We start from the raw sequence: 19,454 nt of genomic DNA on the forward strand, positions 1-19,454 counted from the left end.
AGAGGTTTCACCTTTCAAGGTTTTCGGCTTACCGTTGCAGTGTGCTAGCCACGCAGACCAGGTCCCGCTTCGACGCCGCGACCGCGCATCTCGACCCGCCACTGGCCGCGGTCGACCTCGCGGCGTTCCACAGCAATGCCGCCGAGCTGGTCCGCCGTGCGCACGGCAGGCCGATCCGGCTGGCCAGCAAGTCGGTGCGGGTGCGCGAGCTGCTCAAGCTCGCGCTCGCCGATCCGGGCTTCGCCGGTCTCATGTGTTACTCCCTCAACGAGGCGCTGTGGCTGCACGGCGCGGGGGTGAGTGACGACCTGCTCATCGGTTATCCGACCGTCGACCGCGCCGCGCTGCAGAAGCTGGCCGCCGACGACGGCGCCAGGGCCGCGATCACGCTGATGATCGATGATCCCGCACACCTGGACCTGATCACCGAGGTGCTCGGGCCGGGACACCCGGAGATCCGGGTCTGCCTGGAACTGGACGCCTCCTGGCGGCCGCTCTCCGGCGCGGTGCACGTCGGGGTCCGGCGCTCGCCGGTGCACACTCCGGCGCAGGCCAGGTCGCTGGCGGTGGAGGTCGTGCGCAGGCCGGGGTTCGCGCTGGTCGGGATCATGTCCTACGAGGCCCAGGTGGCCGGGCTCGGCGACAAGCCGATCGGCAGGCCGGTGCGCGGGCTCGCGGTGCGCTGGATGCAGAAGCAGTCGCTGGCCGAACTGGCCGAGCGGCGGGCGCTGGCGGTGGCCGGAGTGCGTTCGGTGGCCGAGCTGGAGTTCGTCAACGGCGGCGGCACCGGCAGCCTGGAGCGGACCGCGGCCGAGGACGCGGTCACCGAGCTGACCGCGGGTTCCGGCCTGCTCGCGCCCACCCTGTTCGACAACTACGAGCATCTGCACCTGCGGCCGGCCGCGTTGTTCGCGCTGCCGGTGGTGCGCAGGCCGACCAGGGACACCGCCACCGTCTTCGCCGGCGGCTATCTCGCTTCCGGGCCGGTGGGGCCGGACCGGGTGCCGGTGCCCTATCTGCCGAGGGGCCTCAAGCTCAACGCGATGGAGGGTGCGGGCGAGGTGCAGACCCCGCTGGTCGGCAAGGCAGCCGACGGGCTGGCCATCGGCGACCGGGTCTGGTTCCGGCACGCCAAGGCGGGGGAGCTGGCCGAGCGCTTCACCGAGTTCCACCTGATCGACGGCGACCAGGTCAGCCTGAGCGCGCCGACCTACCGCGGCGAGGGCCGGGCTTTCGGCTAGCGGATCCGGCTGCCCAGGTAATCCCTGACCAGCGCCTTGGCCTCGGCGACGACTCGCGGGTCGCCGTCGGGGTCGTGCCGGAAAGCCAGGTGCAGCACCGCGTCCGCGGCCTCGATGGCCACCGCCATGGGCAGCTGGACCTCGCTGAGCGGCAGCCCGAACCGCTCGGTGATCAGCTGCGCCAGCCGGTCGGCGATCACCGTGTTGTTGTCCTTGCCGTCATCGAGCAGCCGCACGTCCACCGCGTCGCCGAAGTGCACCTTGCGGAAGCCGGGCACCTCGCGGTGCATGGCGATGTAGACGTCGAAGGCCCGGTCGACCACATCCCACCAGTGCGCCAGCTCGACCTCGGCCAGGCGTTCGAGCACCTTGCTGAGGAAGCGGTCCAGGTTGCGCATGGTCAGCGCCTGCACCACGGCCCGCTTGTCCGGGAAGAACTGGTAGAGCGAGCCGACCGCGACGCCCGCGCGTTCGGCGATCAGGGTGGTGGTGACCCCGTCGTAGCCCAGCTCGGCGACCAGTTCGGCACACGCGTCCAGCATCCGTTCGACCCGCTGCGCGCTGCGCTGCTGGACCGGGCGCCGCCGGAGCGGGGTGAGATCTGCTGACACGGGCGGCTCCCTGGGGCATTCGGCGGCGGACAGGCGTCCATTCTGGCGTGATCGACTGCGATGCTCTTTCGTGTGAACCGCGACACGCCTAAGATGCGAATCGGATTCACATTAGCCTGAGGAGGCTCGGTGACCTTTCCCGATGGCTTCGTGTGGGGGGTTGCCACCTCCGCGTACCAGATCGAGGGTGCCGTAACCGCGGGCGGCCGTGGGCCCTCCACCTGGGACACCTTCAGCGCGACGGCCGGAAAGACCCGGTCGGGTGAGACCGGCGAGGTGGCCTGCGACCACTACCACCGGTATCCGGAGGACATCGCGCTCATGCGCGAGCTGGGCCTGGACAGCTACCGGTTCTCCTTCGCCTGGCCGCGGATCCAGCCGGACGGCCGCACGCTCAGCCGGGAGGGCCTCGGTTTCTACGACCGGCTGATCGACACCCTGTGCGATCACGGCATCGCGCCGATGGCCACGCTCTACCACTGGGACACCCCGCAGGTGCTCGAGGACGAGGGCGGCTGGCTCAACCGGGACATCGCCGCCCGCTTCGCCGACTACGCCGCGGTGCTGGCCGAGGCATTCGCCGACCGGGTCGCGATGTGGGTGCCGCTCAACGAGCCCGCGATGATCACCCTGCTGGGGTACGGCATGGGCCAGCACGCGCCCGGCCAGACCCTGCTCTTCGACGCGCTGCCCACCGCGCACCACCAGCTGCTCGCGCACGGGCTCGCGGTGCGGGCGCTGCGAGCGGGCGGGGCGAACTCGATCGGCACCGCGAACAACCACACCCCGGTGTGGGCCGCGGACGACCGGCCGGAGACGCTGGCCGCGGCCGCCGCCTACGACGCCCTGCACAACGGCCTGTTCGCCGACCCGATCCTGCTCGGCACCGTGCCCGAACACCTGCCCGGCCTGGAGATCCCGGCCGAGGACCTGCGGATCATCAACGAGCCGCTCGATTTCTACGGGGTCAACTACTACAACCCCACCCGGATCGGCGCCCCGTCGCCGGGCAACCCGCTGCCGTTCGACCTTGGCGAGATCCCCGAGCACCCGGCCACGCTGATGGGCTCGCCGATCGTGCCGGACGGGCTGCGCGAACTGCTCGTCCAACTGCGGAAGCGGTACGGCACCGCGCTGCCGCCGGTCTACATCACCGAGAACGGCGCGAGCTTCGCCGAGGACCTGGTCGACGGCCAGGTGCACGACCAGCCCCGGATCGATTTCCTGACCGGGCACCTCGACGCCCTGTCCCAGGCGATCGAGGCCGGGGTGGACGTGCGCGGTTATTACGTGTGGAGCCTGCTGGACAACTTCGAGTGGGCCGAGGGCTACGGCCAGCCGTTCGGGCTGGTGCACGTGGACTTCGCCACCCAGCAGCGCACCCGCAAGGACTCCTTCCACTGGCTGCGGGAGCAGCTCGGGAAGCGCGGATGACCACGCTCGCGCCGCGGCGGCGGGTGCGCGGCGGCTGGATCGGCCTGCTCACCCTGGCCAACGTCGGGGTGTGGGCGGCCTTCTTCGGACCGCTCAACCTGCTGCTCGGTCAGCAGGCGGCGCTGTTCGCACCCGGCAACAAGGAGAACGTGCTCGCGCTGGTCACCGGCCTGGGCGCGGCGGTGTCGGTGGTGGCCAACCCACTGGCCGGGGCACTGTCCGACCGCACCAGGGGGCGGTTCGGGCGGCGGCACCCGTGGACCCTGGGTGGCGCGCTGGCAGGCGCCGCCGCGCTCGTCCTGCTCTCGGGCGCGAACAGCGTGCTGACCATGGCGATCGGCTGGTGCCTGGTGCAGGCCGCGGTGAACGTGGCGCTGGCCGCGCTGACCGCCGAGGTGCCCGACCACGTGCCGGTGGACCAGCGCGGCGTGGTCGGTGGCTGGGTCGGTCTGGCCCAGATGCTGGGTGTGCTCGGCGGTACCGCGCTGGCCACCGCGATCGGCGGGATCCAGTGGGGTTACCTCGGATGTGCGACGTTGCTCGTCGCCGCGGTGCTGCCGTTCGTCGTGCGCAGCCGGGATCCCGGCGGGGCGGCGAAACCCAGACTTCGGCCGGGCCGAACTCTGGCCCGGTTCTGGGTCTCGCCGCGGGCGCACCCGGACTTCGCCTGGGCCTGGCTGACCCGGTTCCTGCTCAACCTCGGCAACGCCTTCGGCACCCTCTACCTGCTGTTCTTCCTCACCGACGCGGTCCGGCACCCCGATCCGAGCACCGGCGTGCTGATCCTGACCTCGATCTACGGGGTGAGCATGGTGGCCACCACGGTGCTGGCCGGCCGCTGGTCGGACCGGGTGGGGCGACGAAAGGTCTTCGTCACCGCGGCCGCGGTGGTGATGGCCGCCGCGCTGGCGGTGCTGATGCTCTGGCCGGTGTGGCCCGCGGTGCTGGTCGGCACGGTGGTGCTGGGGCTGGGCTTCGGCGTCTACACCTCGGTGGACTTCGCCCTGCTCACCGAGGTGCTGCCGGCTGAGGAGGACCGGGCAAAGGACCTCGGCATGATCAACATCGCCTCGGCGCTGCCGCAGGTGCTGGCCCCGGCGGCGGCCGCGCCGGTGCTGGCCTACCTGGGTGGCTACCCCGCGCTGTACGGGCTGGCCGCCCTGGTGACCCTGGTCGGCGGGCTACTGGTGAGTCGGATCCGCGGCGTGGCGTGACATCTGCGTAACCATTCTGCCCATTGCCCTACAGATTCCTTGTTCTGCCTGTTCACGAGCCTGGTGGGCTCTTAGTGTGCCCCGGTCAGCGCAGCTAGTACTGGGGGGCCACCCATGACGATCACCGCACCGGAATCCTTGGTAGAACCCGAACGCAGAGTCGGTCCGGCCTGGATCGGCTCGCTCACCGCGGCCACGCTCGGCATGTGGATCGTCTACTTCGGACCGACCGTGCTGTTGCTGCCGATCCAGGCCGCGCACGCCGCGCCGGAGGACAAGGAGAACAGCCTCGGGCTGATCACCGGCGTCGGGGCGCTGGTGCTGATGGTCGCGCACATCCTCTTCGGGCTGGCCTCCGACCGCACCACCTCCAGGTTCGGCCGGCGCAAGCCGTGGATCGTCGGCGGCGTGGCCGTCTCCACCGTCAGCATGCTGCTGCTCAGCCAGCAGGACACGGTCACCGGCCTGCTGGTGGGCTGGTGCCTGGTGCAGCTCGGCTCGGCCGCGATCTTCTGCGGACTGCTCGCCGCCATGCCCGACCACGTGCCCAGCAGCCAGCGCGGCCTGATCAGCGGACTGGTCGGGCTGGCCCAGGCCGGTGGTTCGCTGGTCGGCAGCATGGTCATCGCGATCACCGCCGACCCGCTCACCGGCTACGGGCTCTGCGCGGTGCTGCAGATCCTGGCCGTGCTGCCGTTCCTGCTGCTCAACCGGGACCCGGTGCTGCCGCCAGGACGCCGCCCGGTGCTGCGGTCGCTGTGGATCTCGCCGCGGAAGAACCGCGACTTCATGTGGGCCATCGCCAGCCAGTTCCTGATCACCATCAGCTTCGTGCTCGCCAGCCTCTACACGCTGTTCTATCTCACCGACGTGATCCGGCACGAGGACCCGGTGGCCGGCACCGCGACGGCCTCCATCATCACCACCATCGGCACCCTGTGCGCGGCCGCCGTCTTCGGCCACATCTCCGACCGGCTCGGCAGGCGCAAGATGTTCGCGGTGGCTGCCGGGGTGGTCATGGCGCTGTCCTCGGCGATCCTGGTGGTCGACCCGACCTGGGAGCTGTACGTGCTCAGCTCGGTGCTGCTCGGCCTCGGCCTCGGCATGGCGAACTCGGTGGACCTGGCCATCGCCAGCGAGGTGCTGCCCAGCCCGGACGACCGGGCCAAGGACCTGGGCGTGAACAACATCAGCAAGTCCTTGCCCCAGTTCGTCGCACCGGTGATGGCCGCGCCGCTGCTCACCGCCGCGGACGGCTTCGGCTACTCGATGATCTTCCTGATGGCCGCGGTGTGTGCCCTGCTCGGCGGCCTGCTCACTCTCAAGATTCGAACTGTCAGTTAGCGGTCGATGCCTGTCCGTGCCGAGGCGGGCTCGTTAGCGTCGAGCGCATGACGATGACGGTGCCGGACGCACTGGCCGAGCCGGTCGAGCGGGTGCGCGGCGGCTGGATCGCCGCGCTCACCCTCGCCGTGCTCGGGGTGTGGGCGGTTCACTTCGGACCGGTGCAGGTGCTGCTGCTGGTGCAGGCCCAGCAGTTCGCGCCGGCGGACAAACAGGCGTTGTTCGGGCTGACCGCGGCGATCGGCGGGGTGGTCAGCATGGTCACCACCATCCTGGTCGGCTTCGCCTCCGACCGGACCGGTTCCCGCTTCGGGCGGCGGCGGCCGTGGGTGGTGGCCGGGGCCGGACTCGGCGCGCTCAGCCTGGCGCTGCTCGGCCTGGCCGAGGGGCCGGGGCTGATGATCGTGGCCTGGTGCGGGGTGCAGATCGCCTTCGGCGGCATGCTGGCCGCGCTGCTGGCCTCGATCTCCGACCGGGTGCCGGTGTCCCAGCGCGGGCTGGTCGGCGGCTGGGTCGGCTTCGGCCAGACCATCGGCGCCCTGGTCGGCGTGCTGCTGGTGAACGTGGTCAAACCCGCCACACCCGGCTACTTCGCGCTGGCCGGTCTGCTGCTGGTCTGCACGCTCCCGTTCGTGCTGCGCAACGCCGAGGCGGTGCTCCGCCCGGAACAGCGGCCGGCAAGCGGGCTCGGCCAGGTGCTGCGCGGGTTCTACGTCTCGCCGCGGCAGCACCCGGACTTCGCCTGGGCGATGCTCAACCGGCTGCTGATGAACCTCGGCTTCGTGCTGGCCACCCTCTACACGCTCTACATCCTGCAGGACGCGATCCGCAGGCCGGACGCGCACGCGGACCTGTTGCTGCTCAACGTGCTGAACGCGGTGATCATGGTGCCGGCCGCGGTGTACTTCGGCGGTCTGTCCGACCGCAGGGGTGGGCGGCGCAAGTTCATCTTCTGGTCAGGTCTGGCGGTCGCGGTGTCCTCGGCCATCCTGGTCCCGCTGCTGGACTGGCCGATGCTGCTGGTCAGCTCGGTGATCCTGGCCGCGGCCTTCGGCGCCTACCTCGCGGTGTCCACCGCACTGGTCACCGAGGTGCTGCCGGCCGCGGAGGACCGGGCAAAGGACCTCGGCATCGTCAACCTCACCCACGGCCTGCCGCAGGTGCTGGCCCCGCTGGTGGCCACGCCGATCCTGGCCGGCTTCGGCGGATACCCCGCGTTGTTCGTGGTTTCCGCGGTGCTGACGTTGATCGGCACATTCGTGATCTTCAAAATTCGCGCGGTGGCCTGACAACTTTCACTCAAAAGAGCGAAAGTCCGGAAATTCGAAACCCCTCGGATGGTCTGCGCGGGAGGGGCAGACCACCCGAGGGGTGGCTTTGGAATCCGCGGACCGGTGCCGGTCGGGGGGAGGGGAGTGCTACAGCACCGGCCCGCGGAAGTCTCTGTTTAATTTTCAATTGGAGCTGGCACGGCGGTCCGGCCCGGAGCGGTCGGGGGTTCGCCCGGCCCGGACCACCGGCCACATGACGGCTGCCGCGGCTGACCCGGTTCGGGGAAGAGCCCGAGGGCCGCGAGAGACGTCAGTCCCGGGTCAGGACACCTTCGCGGAACGAAGATGCCTGGCCGGACGTGGAGCGAGGCCACCGGCCACGAGGTGTTCATACGCCGCGCGCCACACCGAACACGGTGCCTTCTGCTGGCGCCAGCGGGTCGAACACTCGGGGCAGTTGCCGCGGTCATCGGGTTCGTGAGCAGCGAGCATCGCGCGCCAGCCCTCAGTGAGCCTGGGCAGCTCGGAACGCGCGACGGACAGCAGGGACGGGGCGTCAGCGCGGTTGGCCAGCTCGGTAAGCATGTCGAGCCGTTCCCAGACCGCGTTGCGCAGCACCTGACCCAGAATCTCGTCCACCTGACGTCACCGTCACCTTCCCGCCTGGTCGGCGGCCTCGCGCAGAGCTGTCTTGAGCTGGCCAACCTGTCCAGCCGACAGCACTGCGGTCTCGCCGGGAGGCCCGACGAGGAGAACCCTGTCTCGGTCAACGAGCACGGTCAGGAACCGACGCCGGTTCACCGAGTCGCGGCAGCTGACTCGCCACCACCGTCGCCGCTCACCCGTGCCCTGCCACGGCGCCGGGAGCTGCCCGATGGGGGCTGCTCCGTCGCCTGAGGCAACGCTGGGTGACTCGGTCAACGCCACGGTTCCGACTTCCCTCCGTGCTCGATCCCTTACCGAAACTAAGATTGGGCCGAGTCGAACCAGAACGGGGAGTTTCAGCGCCGATCGGTGTAAGTGACACGGTGAGCGGTAGGCCAAGTTCAGTCGGGCCGATCAGCCTCACCGATGGGGACTTCACCACCGCCGGGAACTGCCCTTACTCTGCGGTTGACGCCCAGCGGACCGTAAGGGGGCGCAATGGACACCATCGGATCCCAGCCACCGCTCGTTACTCCAGACACGTGGGAGCAACGGGAGATGCGGGACGCCTTGGCAGCCCGGGACATCAGCACGGTGTACCGGCTTCTTCGCCGAGTGGGGGTGTCACAGCGCCAGATCGCGGCCAGCACCGGGCAGTCACAGTCAGAGGTGTCGGAGATCCTCAAGGGCCGCCAGGTCATGGCATATGACGTGCTTGCCCGGATCGCTGACGGGCTCCAAGTTCCGCGCGGCTACATGGGCCTCGCCTACGACGGAGCCACCGCAGTCCGGGTGGTCGGCGTCGCTGACGACCCCTTGTCCGAGGAGGATGAGTCGGTGAAGCGGAGGAGGTTCCTTCAGCACGCCGCTTCGGTGACCATGGGCGTTGTGTCCATGCCCGGGGATCCTGGGCAGTGGATCACGTCCGTGGCGCAGACCCCGGCCAGGGAGAAGATCGGCAAGACCGATGTGATGCAGGTCGAGGCCGCGACCAAGGCATTGCGCGCACTGGACTACCAGTACGGCGGCGGCACCTGCCGGGACGCGGTGATCGCCCAGCTGTCCTGGGCCGAGCAGCTGTTGCGCGCGGACGCGATCGACCCGGTGCGCCGCCGACTGCGGCTGGCCCTGGCCGACCTGCACAGCCTGGCCGGCTGGACCTCGTTCGACACCGGCATGCTCGACCCGGCGCGCAACCACTTCGGCAAGGCGCTGGAGTACGCCAAGCAGTGCGAGAAGAACGACCTGGTGGCCAACATCCTGTACCGGATGGGCCGGGTCTACCTGCACTACGACGAGCCCAACGACGCGCTCAAGCTGTTCCAGCTGGGCCAGCTCGCCGCGCAGGACTCCGGTTCCGCGCTGACGGTGGCCGTGCTCTGCGCGAACGAGGCATGGGCCTACGCGATGATGGGCATGCGCGAGCAGGCGATGAAGATGGTCGGCCGGACCAAGGACGAGTTCGCCCGCGCCGACTTCGACCACGCGCCGGAGTGGGTGCGCTTCTTCACCGTCAACGACCTGCACGGGATGATCGGCTCGGTGCACCACTCGCTGGCCGCCAACGACGACTTCCGGGCCAAGCACGCGCCGCTGGCAGTGGCCGAGCTGGTCAAGTGCACCCAGGGCTACGAGTCGGACATGAAGCGCACGCACGTGTTCGGGCTCAGCATGCTCGCGGCCAACCACATCCGGGCGGGCGATGTCGGCGAGGGCCTGCGGGTCGGCCGGGTCGCCTACTCCATGGGCGAGGGCGTGAACTCGGTCCGGGTGGCCGACCGCATGATCGACATCCAGCAGGAGTCGGAGCGGTACAAGCACATCGCCGAGGCCAAGGACCTGGCCGAGGAGGTCCGCCAGTTTCGGATTCGTACCGGATCCCCGCAGAAACGACCATGACGTGAACGTTCGGGTTCGCCCCGACGCGGACGGACGGTACAGCCGTACCAAGCTCCGGACCGCCCTCGGGGAGATCTGCGACGCCGCCGGGCTGGACCCGGCAGGCGCGCGGCTGATCCGTTTTGTCAACAACGCGGTGTTCCACCTGCTGGCGCACCCGGTGGTGGTGCGCATCGTGCTGTCGCCCTCGCTGCGCTACCGGGCGGACAACGTGGTGCGCGCGGCGAGCTGGCTGGCCGAGCACGAGGTGCCTGCGGTCCGGCTGCTGCCGGGCGTGCCGCAGCCGCTGCACGTCAACGGGCATGTGGCCACGCTCTGGCAGGCGGTGCCCGAGGTCGGGCAGGCCACCGGGCTGGAGCTGGCCCAGTTGCTCAAACGATTGCACGCACTGCCCGCGCCGCCCGATCATCTCGCCAGGTGGGAACCGCTGGGCGATGTGCGGCGACGGCTGGCAGATGCCGAGGAGCTGGACCCGGAGGACCGCGAGTTCCTGGCCAACCGGTGCACCGAGCTGGAAGCCGAGCTGGCGGGGCTGGAGTACCACCTGCCGCAGGGCGTCATCCACGGCGACGCGCACGTGGGCAACGTGATCAGCACGCCGATCGGCCCGCTGCTGTGCGACCTGGACTCGGTCTGCTTCGGCCCGCGCGAGTGGGATCTGACCCCGCTGGCCGTCGGCAAGCTGCGCTTCCGGCACACCGGTGACCGGTATCGGCAACTCTCCAGGGCCTACGGCTTCGATGTCACGAAGTGGCCAGGCTTCCCGGTGCTGCGCCAGGTGCGCGAGCTGAAGCTGACCACCGGCGTCCTTTCGATCCTGCGCAGTAACCCGGATGTACGAACGGAGCTGGCCAAACGGCTGCAGTCCTTCCGTTCGGGTGACACGAGGGCTCGCTGGACCCCGCATCGTTAACCCGAACAGCCGCGTAACCTGGCACCTGCTGGGGTATACAGCTCCCCTCGATCCTCCTTCAGAATGAGTTGATCGGTAACACAATCCTTCTCTAGGACGACAAAGGGACGTCAACGGAACGTCAAGACTCTCAGTGTGGTCACTCTGGGTGGCAGCGATGTTCGTTCTGCGAACTCTTGCTGGGTGCGATCGCGAAGGGCGGAGAAACGTGTTGAGCTTCTCCACAAAGAGCAAGGCGCGTCTGCGCGGCCGGAAGGCCCTGCGAGCCGCGGAGATGCTGGATGAGGTCGTCGACAGCCAACTTCCGTTGGTGACCGAGCTTTCCGAGACCAGTCGTCGGCGTTCGGCCGACTACCTGTCCGAGCTGGTGATGCTCGCGCAGGACTACCGCCACTACGCGGCAGGCTGGATCGACCATGAGGAACTCCAGCGCCGGGGCAACGCCGCGGTGGCCAGGCTGGAGCAGCTCAGCCAGGAGCGCCGGGCCGCCGCGCTCACCGAACAGGAATGACGCCGCGCTGGGGCTGACGCGGCTCAGCTGAGCGAGGCCCTGGCCAACGCCGCGGCCAGGCCGATCGCCAGCGCCATCACCAGCAGTTCCAGCGAGATCCACAGGGTCACCGGGGCCGCCCGGTGGCGAATGATCGCGGGCATCAGCCGGAACCGCAGCCAGCCGCCGAGTCCGGCGAGCACCAGCAGCGCGGCCGTCTTGGTCAGCACCACCCAGCCATAACCGGTGCCGAACAGGGCGGCCGCCCAGCTGATCCCCGGGCGGCCGGTGAGCTGGACCACGGCGTTGACCACGCCGCTGACCGCGACCGCGCCCAGGCACACGGTGCCGACGGCGGCGAACCGCGGCAGGGCCTCGGCCAGCAGGCCGCGATGCGGCACGACCAGGAAGAACATCGCGCCAAGGCCGCCGACCCAACCGGCCGCGGCCATCACGTGCACGCTCATCGACAGCAGGGCCAGCTCGTGGTTGGCCGCCGCCGCGGAGTGCCCGGTGAGGGCGAGCGGGATCTGGCCGAGCATGGCCACCAGCACCGGTAGCTCGGCAGGCGGCCGGGGGCCGGTGCGCAGGCCGAGGCCGTGCAGCACGGTGTAGCCCAGTGCGCAGGCCGCGGCGACCAGCAGGGCCCGGCCCGCACCGACGGTGGCCGCGTAGTCCAGCAGTGCGGCGCCGTCCAGATCGAGTCCGGCCGGGGCGAGTTCGGCGGCCTGCACCCAGAGCAGCAGCACCGCGGCCAGCGCCCAGACCGCGCCGAGCACCAGGCCGATCCGATGTGCCCTGACCAGCACCGGCCGGGTTCGGACGGACCGCCCACCGCGCAGCAGCAGCGGCAGCATGGCCAGTCCGACCGCGGCCACCGCACCAACGTCCACGGCCAGCCGCAACGCGGGCAGACCCAGCCGGACCACCGCTCCCGGCGCTGGCACCCCTGGCGCCGGGGCGGCCGCGGTGAGCAGGGAACCGATCGTGGTTCCGACTGCCGCGGTCGCCGCCAGTCCGAGGAGCAGCGGGATGGTGGTCCGGCTGGTGGTCATGCCTTCTTGGCTGGTTTGGCCAGCACCAGGGCTACCGCCACCCCGGCGATGAGCAGCACGCCCGCGCCGACGATCCACAGCCACACCGGTGTGCCGGTCGAACCCTCGGCCTGGGCGTTGGTGCTGCCCTCGGCCTGCGGGCTCAGTGTTGCCGTGGTCGGGGTGCCGTTACCGGCCTTGGTCAGGGTGAACGGCACCGCGCCGGTCACCGGGTGCCCGTCAGCGGACAGGATCCGGTAGCCGATGGTGTACTCCCCGGCCGGACCCAGTGGCAGCAGCGCGGCGGTGACCACCGAACCGGACACCTTGGGTGTGCCGCCCTCCCAGCGGGTGCCGTTCGGGCCGGTCACGGTGATCGTGTTGAAGCCGTCCTGCACCTCCTGGTCGAACTTCAGCATCACCTCCGCCGGACCGGCCTCCACCTGGGACTTGGCCTTGGGGTTGCTGTCGGAGAGCACGTTGTGCGCGAACGCGGGGGCCGCCGAACCGAGCAGGGCGGCCCCGGCGATCACCAGGGTGGCGAGCAGGCGCCTCATGCGGCCGACCGCCTGCCCCGCAGGATCGCGCCCACGCCGAAGCCGAGGCCGAGCGCGCCAACGGCCAGGCCGGCGCCGCCGAGCCAGCGGGCCGCGGTGTCGGTGCCGGCAGCGGCGGCCGTGTCCTTGTGCCCGTCGCTCTTGGCCGCGGCACTGGCCGTGGCGGCACCGCCGTGGCCGTGCCCGTCACCGGCGGCGGCGGTCAGCTTCAGCACCGGCGCCGGGTGTTCCGGCTCCTGGCCGTTGGCCGCGGGCGGGGCGTCCCACTTCACGACCTTGCCGTCGTCGTAGGTCTGGATGGCGGGCAGCACCAGCGACTCGGTGTTGGTGGGCAGCTTGCCGAGGGAGACCTCGAACTCGGCGAACTCGTCCGGGTTGATCCGCACGCCCGCGTCCGCCTGCCAGGTGATGGTGCTGACCACGTCCTTGTCGCCGTTCTTGACCTTGGTCACCGAGGCCTTCCAGCCGGGCACGGCCTTGGTGCGCACCGAGCTGAGCGGGAAGTCCTTCGGCAGGTTGACCTCGATCTTCACCGTGCCCGCGGTCGCGGACTCGTTGGGCACCCGGAAGGCGACCTTGGTGTAGCTGCCCTTGGCCGCCTCGCCGGGCTGGACGGTGACGTGGGCCGCGGCCAGACCCGCGGTGACCAGGGCCGCGGCCGAGGTCAGGGTCACGATGGCGCCTGCGCGCTGCAGGGCGCGGTGTCGGGAAGTCGACATATCTCCTGATTTCTGCACTGCTGTGGGGAAGGGTGGGCTGCCTTAACCAGAGAACGCGGGCGGCCCGCGCCGGGTTCGGAGGCGGCTCAACAGCAGTTCGAGCAGGAGTGGGGCCGGCCCGCCGAGGATGGCGAGCCGGGGGGAGGTGCGTACGGGCAGCGGGACGGGTCGGCGGCGCGCCACCACACCGAGGGCGGCGAACAGCGCGAACAACGCGGACTCGGCGTTGACCAGCAGGAACGCCGTGCCGAGCGCGGCCAGGACGTGTGCGAGGGTCATCAGTGCCGGATCGGCGAGGCCGGATCCGGCGTGGCCGTGTTCGGTGAGGTCGAAGAGCACGTGCTGCACGCACTGGGCCAGACCGAGGACGAGCAGGATACCGGGCAATCCGCGGCGGCGACCGGCCAGCGCGGTGCCCGCGGCGGCCACGATCAGGGTGAGCAACACGGTCAGCACCCCGTCGTCGACCTGCCCGCCTGCCAGGCCGTGCGCGGCTCCACTGAGCGCGGAACTGCAGATCGCGAGCACACTACCCCTGAGTACGCGGACTGCTCCGCGTACCGGGTCCAGGGTTGTGCGCACCAGGAGAGCGTACGGCGCGGCGCAATGTCACCACTTCGCTACAGAACGCGCTTCATGTTTACCGCGTTACTCCGAACGGGTAACGGTGAGAGGCAGGAAGCGGTAGCCGTTCCCGTTCGTGAAGGAGGAGGCGCTCTCGGGCGCCGAACACCGTGACGACTGACGACCACCTCACCTCGGGCCCCGCTGCTACTGGTGGTACCCCGGGCAGCCCTGATCAATCCACCCAACTACCCGGCAAGCCACTCGCCGAACGCCCGGCCCGGCTCGATCCGGTGGTCTTCGGCGTGGCCGCGGTCATCGCGCTGGGCTTCATCGGCTGGGGCGTTGCCGACAGCCAGGGCCTGGGCAGCGCGGCCAAGGCGGCGCTGAACTGGCTCATCACCAACGCGGGCTGGGCCTTCGTGCTGGCCGCCTCCGGTTTCGTGGTGTTCGCGCTGTGGCTGGCGGTCAGCCGCTACGGCAAGATCCCGCTCGGCCAGGACGGTGAGGAACCGGAGTTCCGGACCTCCTCCTGGGTGGCCATGATGTTCAGCGCGGGCATGGGCATCGGCCTGATGTTCTACGGGGTCAGCGAGCCGCTGGCGCACTTCGTCAAGCCGCCGCCGGGCACGGTCGCCCCGGCCACCGACGAGGCCCTCGAGACCGCGATGTCCACCACGCTGTTCCACTGGACCGTGCACCCGTGGGCGATCTACGCGGTGGTCGGCCTGGCCATCGCCTACGGCAGCTTCCGCCGCGGCAGGCGTCAGCTGATCAGCGCGGTGTTCGCCCCGCTGTTCGGCCGCCGCCAGGCCGAGGGCCCGCTGGGCAAGACCATCGACATCCTGGCCATCTTCGCCACCCTGTTCGGCTCGGCCACCTCACTCGGCCTCGGCGCGCTGCAGATCGGGCGCGGGCTGCACGAGGTGGGCTGGCTGGACCAGGCCACCACCACCCTGCTGGTGGTGATCATCGTGGTGCTGACCATCGCGTTCATCGCCTCGGCCGTCTCCGGCGTCGCCAAGGGCATCCAGTGGCTGTCCAACATCAACATGGTGCTGGCAGGCGTGCTGGCGTTGTTCCTGTTCGTGGTCGGCCCGACGGTGCTGATCCTCAACCTGGTGCCCACCTCGATCGGCCACTACTTCGCCGATCTGGCCGAGATGTCCGCGCGCACCGCCGCGACCGGCGGCGACGCGATGAACACCTGGCTGAGCGGGTGGACGATCTTCTACTGGGCCTGGTGGATCTCCTGGACGCCGTTCGTGGGCATGTTCGTGGCCCGGATCAGCCGCGGCCGCACCATCCGGCAGTTCATCTCCGGCGTGATCCTGGTGCCCAGCCTGGTCAGCCTGGTCTGGTTCTCCGTGCTCGGCGGCACCGCGCTCAACCTGCAGCGCAACGGGGTCGACCTGGCGGGCGCGGCCGGGCAGGAGGCCCAGCTCTTCGGCGTGCTCAAACAGTTCCCGCTGGCCGGAGTGGCCAGTGTGATCGTGATGCTGCTGGTGGCGATCTTCTTCGTCTCCGGCGCGGACGCGGCCTCGATCGTGATGGGCACGCTGTCCCAGCGCGGCTCGCTCGCGCCGAAGAAGAGCGTGGTGATCTTCTGGGGTGCGCTGACCGGCGCGGTGGCCGCGGTGATGCTCACCGTCGGCGGGCAGAACGCGCTCAGCGGGCTGCAACAACTCACCATCATCGCCGCGGTGCCCTTCACCGTGGTCATGGTGCTGATGTGCGTCTCGCTGGCCAAGGACCTGCGGCAGGACCCGATGATCCGGCGGGAGAACAAGGGCGTCGAGGTGGTCGAGGCCGCGGTGATCAGCGGCACCGAGCAGTACGGCCACGACTTCCAGCTGGAGGTCAGCGCGGGCAACGGCAACGGCGATGACACCCCGGTGAGCGGCAAGCCGTGAACTTCTGGGAGTTCGTCACCACCCGCTGGGAGTCGCTGCTGCTGGACTCCTCGCTGCACGCGAGCGTGGTGGTGCAGTGCACGCTGATCGCCACCGCGCTCGGCGTGCTGCTCGGGGTGGCGGTGTATCGCAGCCGGCTGGGCTCGACCATCGCCACCGCGCTGACCAGCGCGATCCTCACCATCCCGTCCTTCGCGCTGCTCGGGTTGCTGATCCCGGTGCTCGGCCTTGGCGTGGCGCCGACGGTGACCGCGCTGGTGCTGTACGCGCTGCTGCCGATCGTGCGCAACACCATCGTCGGCATGTCCGGGGTGGACCCGGCGGTGGTGGACGCGGCCCGCGGCATCGGGATGGCCCGGTGGCGGGTGCTCACCCTGGTCGAGCTGCGGCTGGCCTGGCCGACCATCCTCACCGGCATGCGGGTCAGCGCCCAGCTGCTGATGGGCATCGCCGCGATCGCCGCCTACGCCAAGGGCCCCGGCCTTGGCAACCTCATCTTCAGCGGGCTGACCAGGGTGGGCAGCGCGAACGCGATCAACTCGGCGCTGGCCGGGACGCTGGGCGTCATCGTGCTGGCGCTGCTGCTCGACGGCGTTTTCCTGATCATCGGCCGGCTGACCACCTCCAGGGGGATCCGTGTCTGAGCACAGCAAGGTCAGCGGCGTCGAGATCGAGCTGACCGAGGTCACCAAGCGCTATTCCGGGCAGAAGACACCGGCGGTGGAGTCGGTGTCGATGACCATCCCGGCCGGGGAGACGGTGGTCTTCGTCGGACCATCCGGGTGCGGCAAGACCACCACCATGAAGATGATCAACCGGCTGATCGAGCCGAGCAGCGGGCGGATCACCATCGGCGGGCAGGACGCGCTCGGGCTGGACCCGGACGAGCTGCGGCGGCGGATCGGCTACACCATCCAGCAGGCCGGGCTGTTCCCGCACCTGACCGTGGCGCAGAACGTCGGCATGGTGCCTGGCCTGCTGAAATGGGAGAAGAAACGGATCGCGGACCGGGTCGAGGAAATGCTCGACCTGGTCGGGATGGACCCGGGTGAGTTCGCCGGACGCTACCCGCGGCAGCTCTCCGGCGGCCAGCAGCAGCGGGTCGGCGTGGCCAGGGCACTGGCCGCGGATCCGCCGGTGCTGCTGATGGACGAGCCCTTCGGCGCGGTGGACCCGATCACCAGGGGAAACCTGCAGGACGAGCTGCTGCGGCTGCAGGCTGAGCTGGGCAAGACGATCGTGTTCGTCACGCACGACTTCGACGAGGCGGTCAAGCTCGGCCACCGGATCGCGGTGCTGGGCGAGCGGTCCCGGATCCTGCAGTACGACACCCCGGAGGCCATTCTGGCCAACCCGGCCGATGACACCGTGGCCGGTTTCGTCGGCGCGGGCGCCTCGCTCAAACAGCTCACCCTGCGCCGGGTGCGCGAGGTCGAGCTGTCCGAGGTGCCCACCGCCGGCAGCGGTGACTCACCGTCCGAGCTGGCCGAACGGCTCGGCAGACGACGTGGCGCGGTCGGCCTGGTGCTGGACGCCCGGCGCCGTCCACTGCGCTGGGTGACCCCACCGGACCTGACCACCGGGTTCGCCCTGGACCGGGCCGGGCGCGCGGTGGAGGACACGGTGGCGATGGCCTCCACCCTGCACGACGCGCTGGAGGCGGTGCTCACCGACGACGACGGGCTGGCCGTGGTGACCGGCTCCCGCGGCGAGTACATCGGCGTGGTCACCATGGACACGCTGATGGCCGCGGTGCGCGCGATGCGCGATGAGCTGGAGACGGCATGAGTTCGCCGGTCCGCCAGGCCGGGCGGTTGCAGCTGTTCGCCGAACCCATCGCGGTGCTGCTGATCGTGACCGCGGTGCTGGTCTGGGCCTTCACCGGTGAGCTGGACTCGATCGAGCAGCGCAACATCACCTTCGCCAACATCCTCACCCTGACCTGGGAGCACCTCCAGCTCACCGCGGCCATCTCGGTGATCGTGCTGCTGGCAGGCGTGCCGCTGGGCGTGCTGGTCAGCCGCCGCTGGGCCCGGCACATCGCCCCGCTGGTACTGGGCCTGGCCACCATCGGCCAGGCCGCCCCCGCGGTCGGCGTGCTGGTGCTGTTCTTCCTGCTCACCGGCCAGACCGGGTTCTGGATCGCGGTGCTGCCGATGGCGCTCTACGCGCTGCTGCCGGTGCTGCGCAACACCCTGGTCGGCCTGCAACAGGTGGACCGCACCCTGGTGGAGGCCGGTCGCGGCATCGGCATGTCCGCCTTCACCGTGCTCCGCCGGATCGAGTTCCCGCTGGCCATCCCGCACGTGCTGGCCGGCATGCGCACCGCACTGGTGCTCGCGGTTGGCGTGGCCACGCTGGCCATGTTCGTCAACGGCGGCGGCCTCGGCTCGATGATCGACACCGGCTACAAGCTGCGCCGCACCTCGATCCTGGTGGTCGGCGCGGTGCTGGCGGCGGCATTGGCCCTGCTGGTGGACTGGCTGGGCGGCCTGGCCGAACGGCGACTCGGCCCGAAGGGACTGCGATGAGAAATCGTCCACTGTGGACAGTCGCCCTGTTGATGACCGGCAGCCTGCTCGCGGGTTGCGGGCTTTCCGCGGGCGGGGCGCCACCGCTTCACGTGAAACCGGGATCGATTCAGCCGGTGCCCGAGCTGGCCGGGGTCGAGCTGACCGTGGGGTCCAAGGACTTCAGTGAGCAGCTGGTTCTCGCCTACCTGGCCGAGTTCGCGCTGAGCGCGGCCGGGGCCAAGGTGCGGGATCTGTCCAACATCGCCGGGTCCAACAGCGGCCGGGACGCGCTGGTGACCGGGCAGGTCGACCTGATGTGGGAGTACACCGGCACCGGGTGGATCAGCTACCTCGGCAAGGAGGATCCGATCCCGGACGACGCCGCGCAGTTCGAGGCGGTGCGCAAGGAGGACCTGGCGCGCAACGGGATCGTGTGGAGCCTGATGGCGCCGCTGAACAACACCTACGCGTTCGCGATGAGTCGCAAGAACGCCGAGCGGCTGGGCATCCGGACCATGTCCGAGCTGGCCAAACTGGTCAAGGAGCAGCCGCAGGAGGGCACCTTCTGCCTGGAGAGCGAGTTCGCCAGCCGCAACGACGGGATGCCGGGGGTGCAGAAGACCTACGGGTTCGAGCCCGCCCCTGGCAACGTCAAGCTGCTCGGCATCGGGCCGATCTACCAGGCCGTGGCCAACGGCGGGACCTGCAACTTCGGCGAGATCTTCACCACCGACGGGCGGGTGCTGGCCCTCGATCTGGTGGTGCTGGCCGATGACCGGAACTTCTTCCCGCGCTACAACGCCTCGGTCACCCTGCGCAAGGAGACCGCCGCCGCGCATCCGCAGATCACCGAGGTGCTGCGGCCGGTGGCGGCCAAGCTGACCAACGAGGTGGTGCTCAAGCTCAACGCCGAGGTCGACGTGGACGGCAAGGACCCGGCCGAGGTGGCCAGGGACTGGCTGGTGCGCGAGGGCTTCGTGCGGCTGCCCTGAGTAGTACTACGGAAGCTGACATCAGGGTCGACTCGGGGGTTTGCCCCATGGTGACTGTCGGTACCCCAGTCCAGGATGGTCACTGACGATCTTTCCGGGA

The 19,454-nt window shown here is 70.0% G+C and carries 19 protein-coding genes; 13 read left to right on the top strand and 6 right to left on the bottom strand.

The genetic code is table 11. From position 1 onward, the window contains the following. Positions 1-41 precede the first annotated feature (41 nt). Positions 42-1,241 carry an amino acid deaminase/aldolase gene (locus tag HNR67_RS05630; protein ID WP_185001046.1) on the top strand — a complete coding sequence of 400 codons (1,200 nt, stop codon included), beginning with the start codon at positions 42-44 and terminating at the stop codon, positions 1,239-1,241. On the opposite strand, the gene HNR67_RS05635 is transcribed toward HNR67_RS05630, so the two are convergent. After that, entirely contained in the window at positions 1,238-1,852 is a 615-nt protein-coding gene (locus tag HNR67_RS05635; protein ID WP_247765912.1) for a TetR family transcriptional regulator, read from the bottom strand. The two genes, HNR67_RS05630 and HNR67_RS05635, sit on opposite strands and share 4 nt — an antisense overlap. Before the next feature lie 129 nt (positions 1,853-1,981). Here HNR67_RS05635 and HNR67_RS05640 point away from each other — a divergent pair, with 129 nt between their 5' ends. From HNR67_RS05640 to HNR67_RS05655, 4 genes are all read left to right on the top strand, one after another. After that, positions 1,982-3,286 (top strand): GH1 family beta-glucosidase, encoded by a 1,305-nt coding sequence (locus tag HNR67_RS05640; protein WP_185001047.1) that lies wholly within the window; start codon positions 1,982-1,984, stop codon positions 3,284-3,286. Then, on the top strand, positions 3,283-4,500 hold the full coding sequence (locus HNR67_RS05645; protein ID WP_185001048.1) for an MFS transporter: 1,218 nt from the start codon (positions 3,283-3,285) through the stop codon (positions 4,498-4,500). The genes HNR67_RS05640 and HNR67_RS05645 overlap by 4 nt, the downstream gene beginning before the upstream one ends. A gap of 114 nt (positions 4,501-4,614) precedes the next feature. Continuing rightward, positions 4,615-5,844: an MFS transporter gene (locus HNR67_RS05650; protein WP_185001049.1), complete on the top strand. Its 1,230-nt coding sequence runs from the start codon at positions 4,615-4,617 to the stop codon at positions 5,842-5,844. A 47-nt stretch (positions 5,845-5,891) separates the two neighbouring features. Then, on the top strand, positions 5,892-7,133 hold the full coding sequence (locus HNR67_RS05655; protein ID WP_185001050.1) for an MFS transporter: 1,242 nt from the start codon (positions 5,892-5,894) through the stop codon (positions 7,131-7,133). Between the two features lie 303 nt (positions 7,134-7,436). Here HNR67_RS05655 and HNR67_RS05660 read toward each other — a convergent pair whose 3' ends face one another. Continuing rightward, on the bottom strand, positions 7,437-7,754 hold the full coding sequence (locus HNR67_RS05660; RefSeq protein WP_185001051.1) for a hypothetical protein: 318 nt from the start codon (positions 7,752-7,754) through the stop codon (positions 7,437-7,439). A 504-nt stretch (positions 7,755-8,258) separates the two neighbouring features. On the opposite strand from HNR67_RS05660, the gene HNR67_RS05665 reads away from it, so the two are divergent. The 3 genes from HNR67_RS05665 (at position 8,259) to HNR67_RS05675 (ending at position 11,083) form a co-directional block, all read left to right on the top strand. Continuing rightward, positions 8,259-9,659, top strand: coding sequence for a helix-turn-helix domain-containing protein (locus tag HNR67_RS05665; protein ID WP_185001052.1), 1,401 nt, complete (start codon positions 8,259-8,261; stop codon positions 9,657-9,659). A 1-nt stretch (position 9,660) separates the two neighbouring features. Beyond that, on the top strand, positions 9,661-10,572 hold the full coding sequence (locus tag HNR67_RS05670) for a phosphotransferase enzyme family protein (protein ID WP_185001053.1): 912 nt from the start codon (positions 9,661-9,663) through the stop codon (positions 10,570-10,572). A gap of 211 nt (positions 10,573-10,783) precedes the next feature. Then, positions 10,784-11,083, top strand: coding sequence for a hypothetical protein (locus HNR67_RS05675; protein ID WP_246492465.1), 300 nt, complete (start codon positions 10,784-10,786; stop codon positions 11,081-11,083). A 23-nt stretch (positions 11,084-11,106) separates the two neighbouring features. Here the strand turns inward: HNR67_RS05675 and HNR67_RS05680 are convergent, their stop codons facing one another. The 4 genes from HNR67_RS05680 to HNR67_RS05695 are packed head-to-tail and all read right to left on the bottom strand — an operon-like array spanning position 11,107 to position 13,954. Continuing rightward, a complete protein-coding gene (locus tag HNR67_RS05680; protein ID WP_185001054.1) occupies positions 11,107-12,117 on the bottom strand; it encodes a copper resistance D family protein in 1,011 nt (336 codons plus the stop codon). Continuing rightward, positions 12,114-12,653, bottom strand: a complete 540-nt coding sequence (locus HNR67_RS05685; RefSeq protein WP_185001055.1) for a copper resistance CopC family protein — start codon at positions 12,651-12,653, stop codon at positions 12,114-12,116. The genes HNR67_RS05680 and HNR67_RS05685 overlap by 4 nt, the downstream gene beginning before the upstream one ends. Next, positions 12,650-13,372, bottom strand: coding sequence for a YcnI family copper-binding membrane protein (locus tag HNR67_RS05690; RefSeq protein ID WP_185001056.1), 723 nt, complete (start codon positions 13,370-13,372; stop codon positions 12,650-12,652). Before HNR67_RS05690 ends, HNR67_RS05685 begins: the two co-directional genes overlap by 4 nt. A 42-nt stretch (positions 13,373-13,414) precedes the next feature. Continuing rightward, a complete protein-coding gene (locus HNR67_RS05695; RefSeq protein WP_312986527.1) occupies positions 13,415-13,954 on the bottom strand; it encodes a hypothetical protein in 540 nt (179 codons plus the stop codon). Between the two features lie 152 nt (positions 13,955-14,106). Here HNR67_RS05695 and HNR67_RS05700 point away from each other — a divergent pair, with 152 nt between their 5' ends. From HNR67_RS05700 to HNR67_RS05720, 5 genes are read left to right on the top strand one after another with little or no spacing between them, the layout of a single operon-like run. Further along, entirely contained in the window at positions 14,107-15,849 is a 1,743-nt protein-coding gene (locus HNR67_RS05700; protein ID WP_185001057.1) for a BCCT family transporter, read from the top strand. Further along, on the top strand, positions 15,846-16,493 hold the full coding sequence (locus HNR67_RS05705) for an ABC transporter permease (RefSeq protein ID WP_185001058.1): 648 nt from the start codon (positions 15,846-15,848) through the stop codon (positions 16,491-16,493). The genes HNR67_RS05700 and HNR67_RS05705 overlap by 4 nt, the downstream gene beginning before the upstream one ends. Beyond that, a complete protein-coding gene (locus HNR67_RS05710; RefSeq protein WP_185001059.1) occupies positions 16,486-17,637 on the top strand; it encodes an ABC transporter ATP-binding protein in 1,152 nt (383 codons plus the stop codon). The genes HNR67_RS05705 and HNR67_RS05710 overlap by 8 nt, the downstream gene beginning before the upstream one ends. Then, entirely contained in the window at positions 17,634-18,380 is a 747-nt protein-coding gene (locus HNR67_RS05715; RefSeq protein WP_185001060.1) for an ABC transporter permease, read from the top strand. The genes HNR67_RS05710 and HNR67_RS05715 overlap by 4 nt, the downstream gene beginning before the upstream one ends. After that, positions 18,377-19,354, top strand: a complete 978-nt coding sequence (locus tag HNR67_RS05720; protein ID WP_407645112.1) for a glycine betaine ABC transporter substrate-binding protein — start codon at positions 18,377-18,379, stop codon at positions 19,352-19,354. The genes HNR67_RS05715 and HNR67_RS05720 overlap by 4 nt, the downstream gene beginning before the upstream one ends. Positions 19,355-19,454: the final 100 nt, after the last annotated feature.

The sequence above is a fragment of the Crossiella cryophila genome (genome assembly GCF_014204915.1).
Taxonomy (GTDB): domain Bacteria; phylum Actinomycetota; class Actinomycetes; order Mycobacteriales; family Pseudonocardiaceae; genus Crossiella; species Crossiella cryophila.

Bases quoted from the DNA above. Each gene is read 5' to 3' on its own strand.
- HNR67_RS05650 (WP_185001049.1), top strand. From the start codon at position 4,615: ATGACGATCACCGCACCGGAATCCTTGGTAGAACCCGAACGCAGAGTC.
- HNR67_RS05720 (WP_407645112.1), top strand. From the start codon at position 18,377: ATGAGAAATCGTCCACTGTGGACAGTCGCCCTGTTGATGACCGGCAGC.
- HNR67_RS05665 (WP_185001052.1), top strand. From the start codon at position 8,259: ATGGACACCATCGGATCCCAGCCACCGCTCGTTACTCCAGACACGTGG.
- HNR67_RS05685 (WP_185001055.1), bottom strand. From the start codon at position 12,653: ATGAGGCGCCTGCTCGCCACCCTGGTGATCGCCGGGGCCGCCCTGCTC.
- HNR67_RS05680 (WP_185001054.1), bottom strand. From the start codon at position 12,117: ATGACCACCAGCCGGACCACCATCCCGCTGCTCCTCGGACTGGCGGCG.
- HNR67_RS05645 (WP_185001048.1), top strand. From the start codon at position 3,283: ATGACCACGCTCGCGCCGCGGCGGCGGGTGCGCGGCGGCTGGATCGGC.
- HNR67_RS05715 (WP_185001060.1), top strand. From the start codon at position 17,634: ATGAGTTCGCCGGTCCGCCAGGCCGGGCGGTTGCAGCTGTTCGCCGAA.
- HNR67_RS05690 (WP_185001056.1), bottom strand. From the start codon at position 13,372: ATGTCGACTTCCCGACACCGCGCCCTGCAGCGCGCAGGCGCCATCGTG.
- HNR67_RS05655 (WP_185001050.1), top strand. From the start codon at position 5,892: ATGACGATGACGGTGCCGGACGCACTGGCCGAGCCGGTCGAGCGGGTG.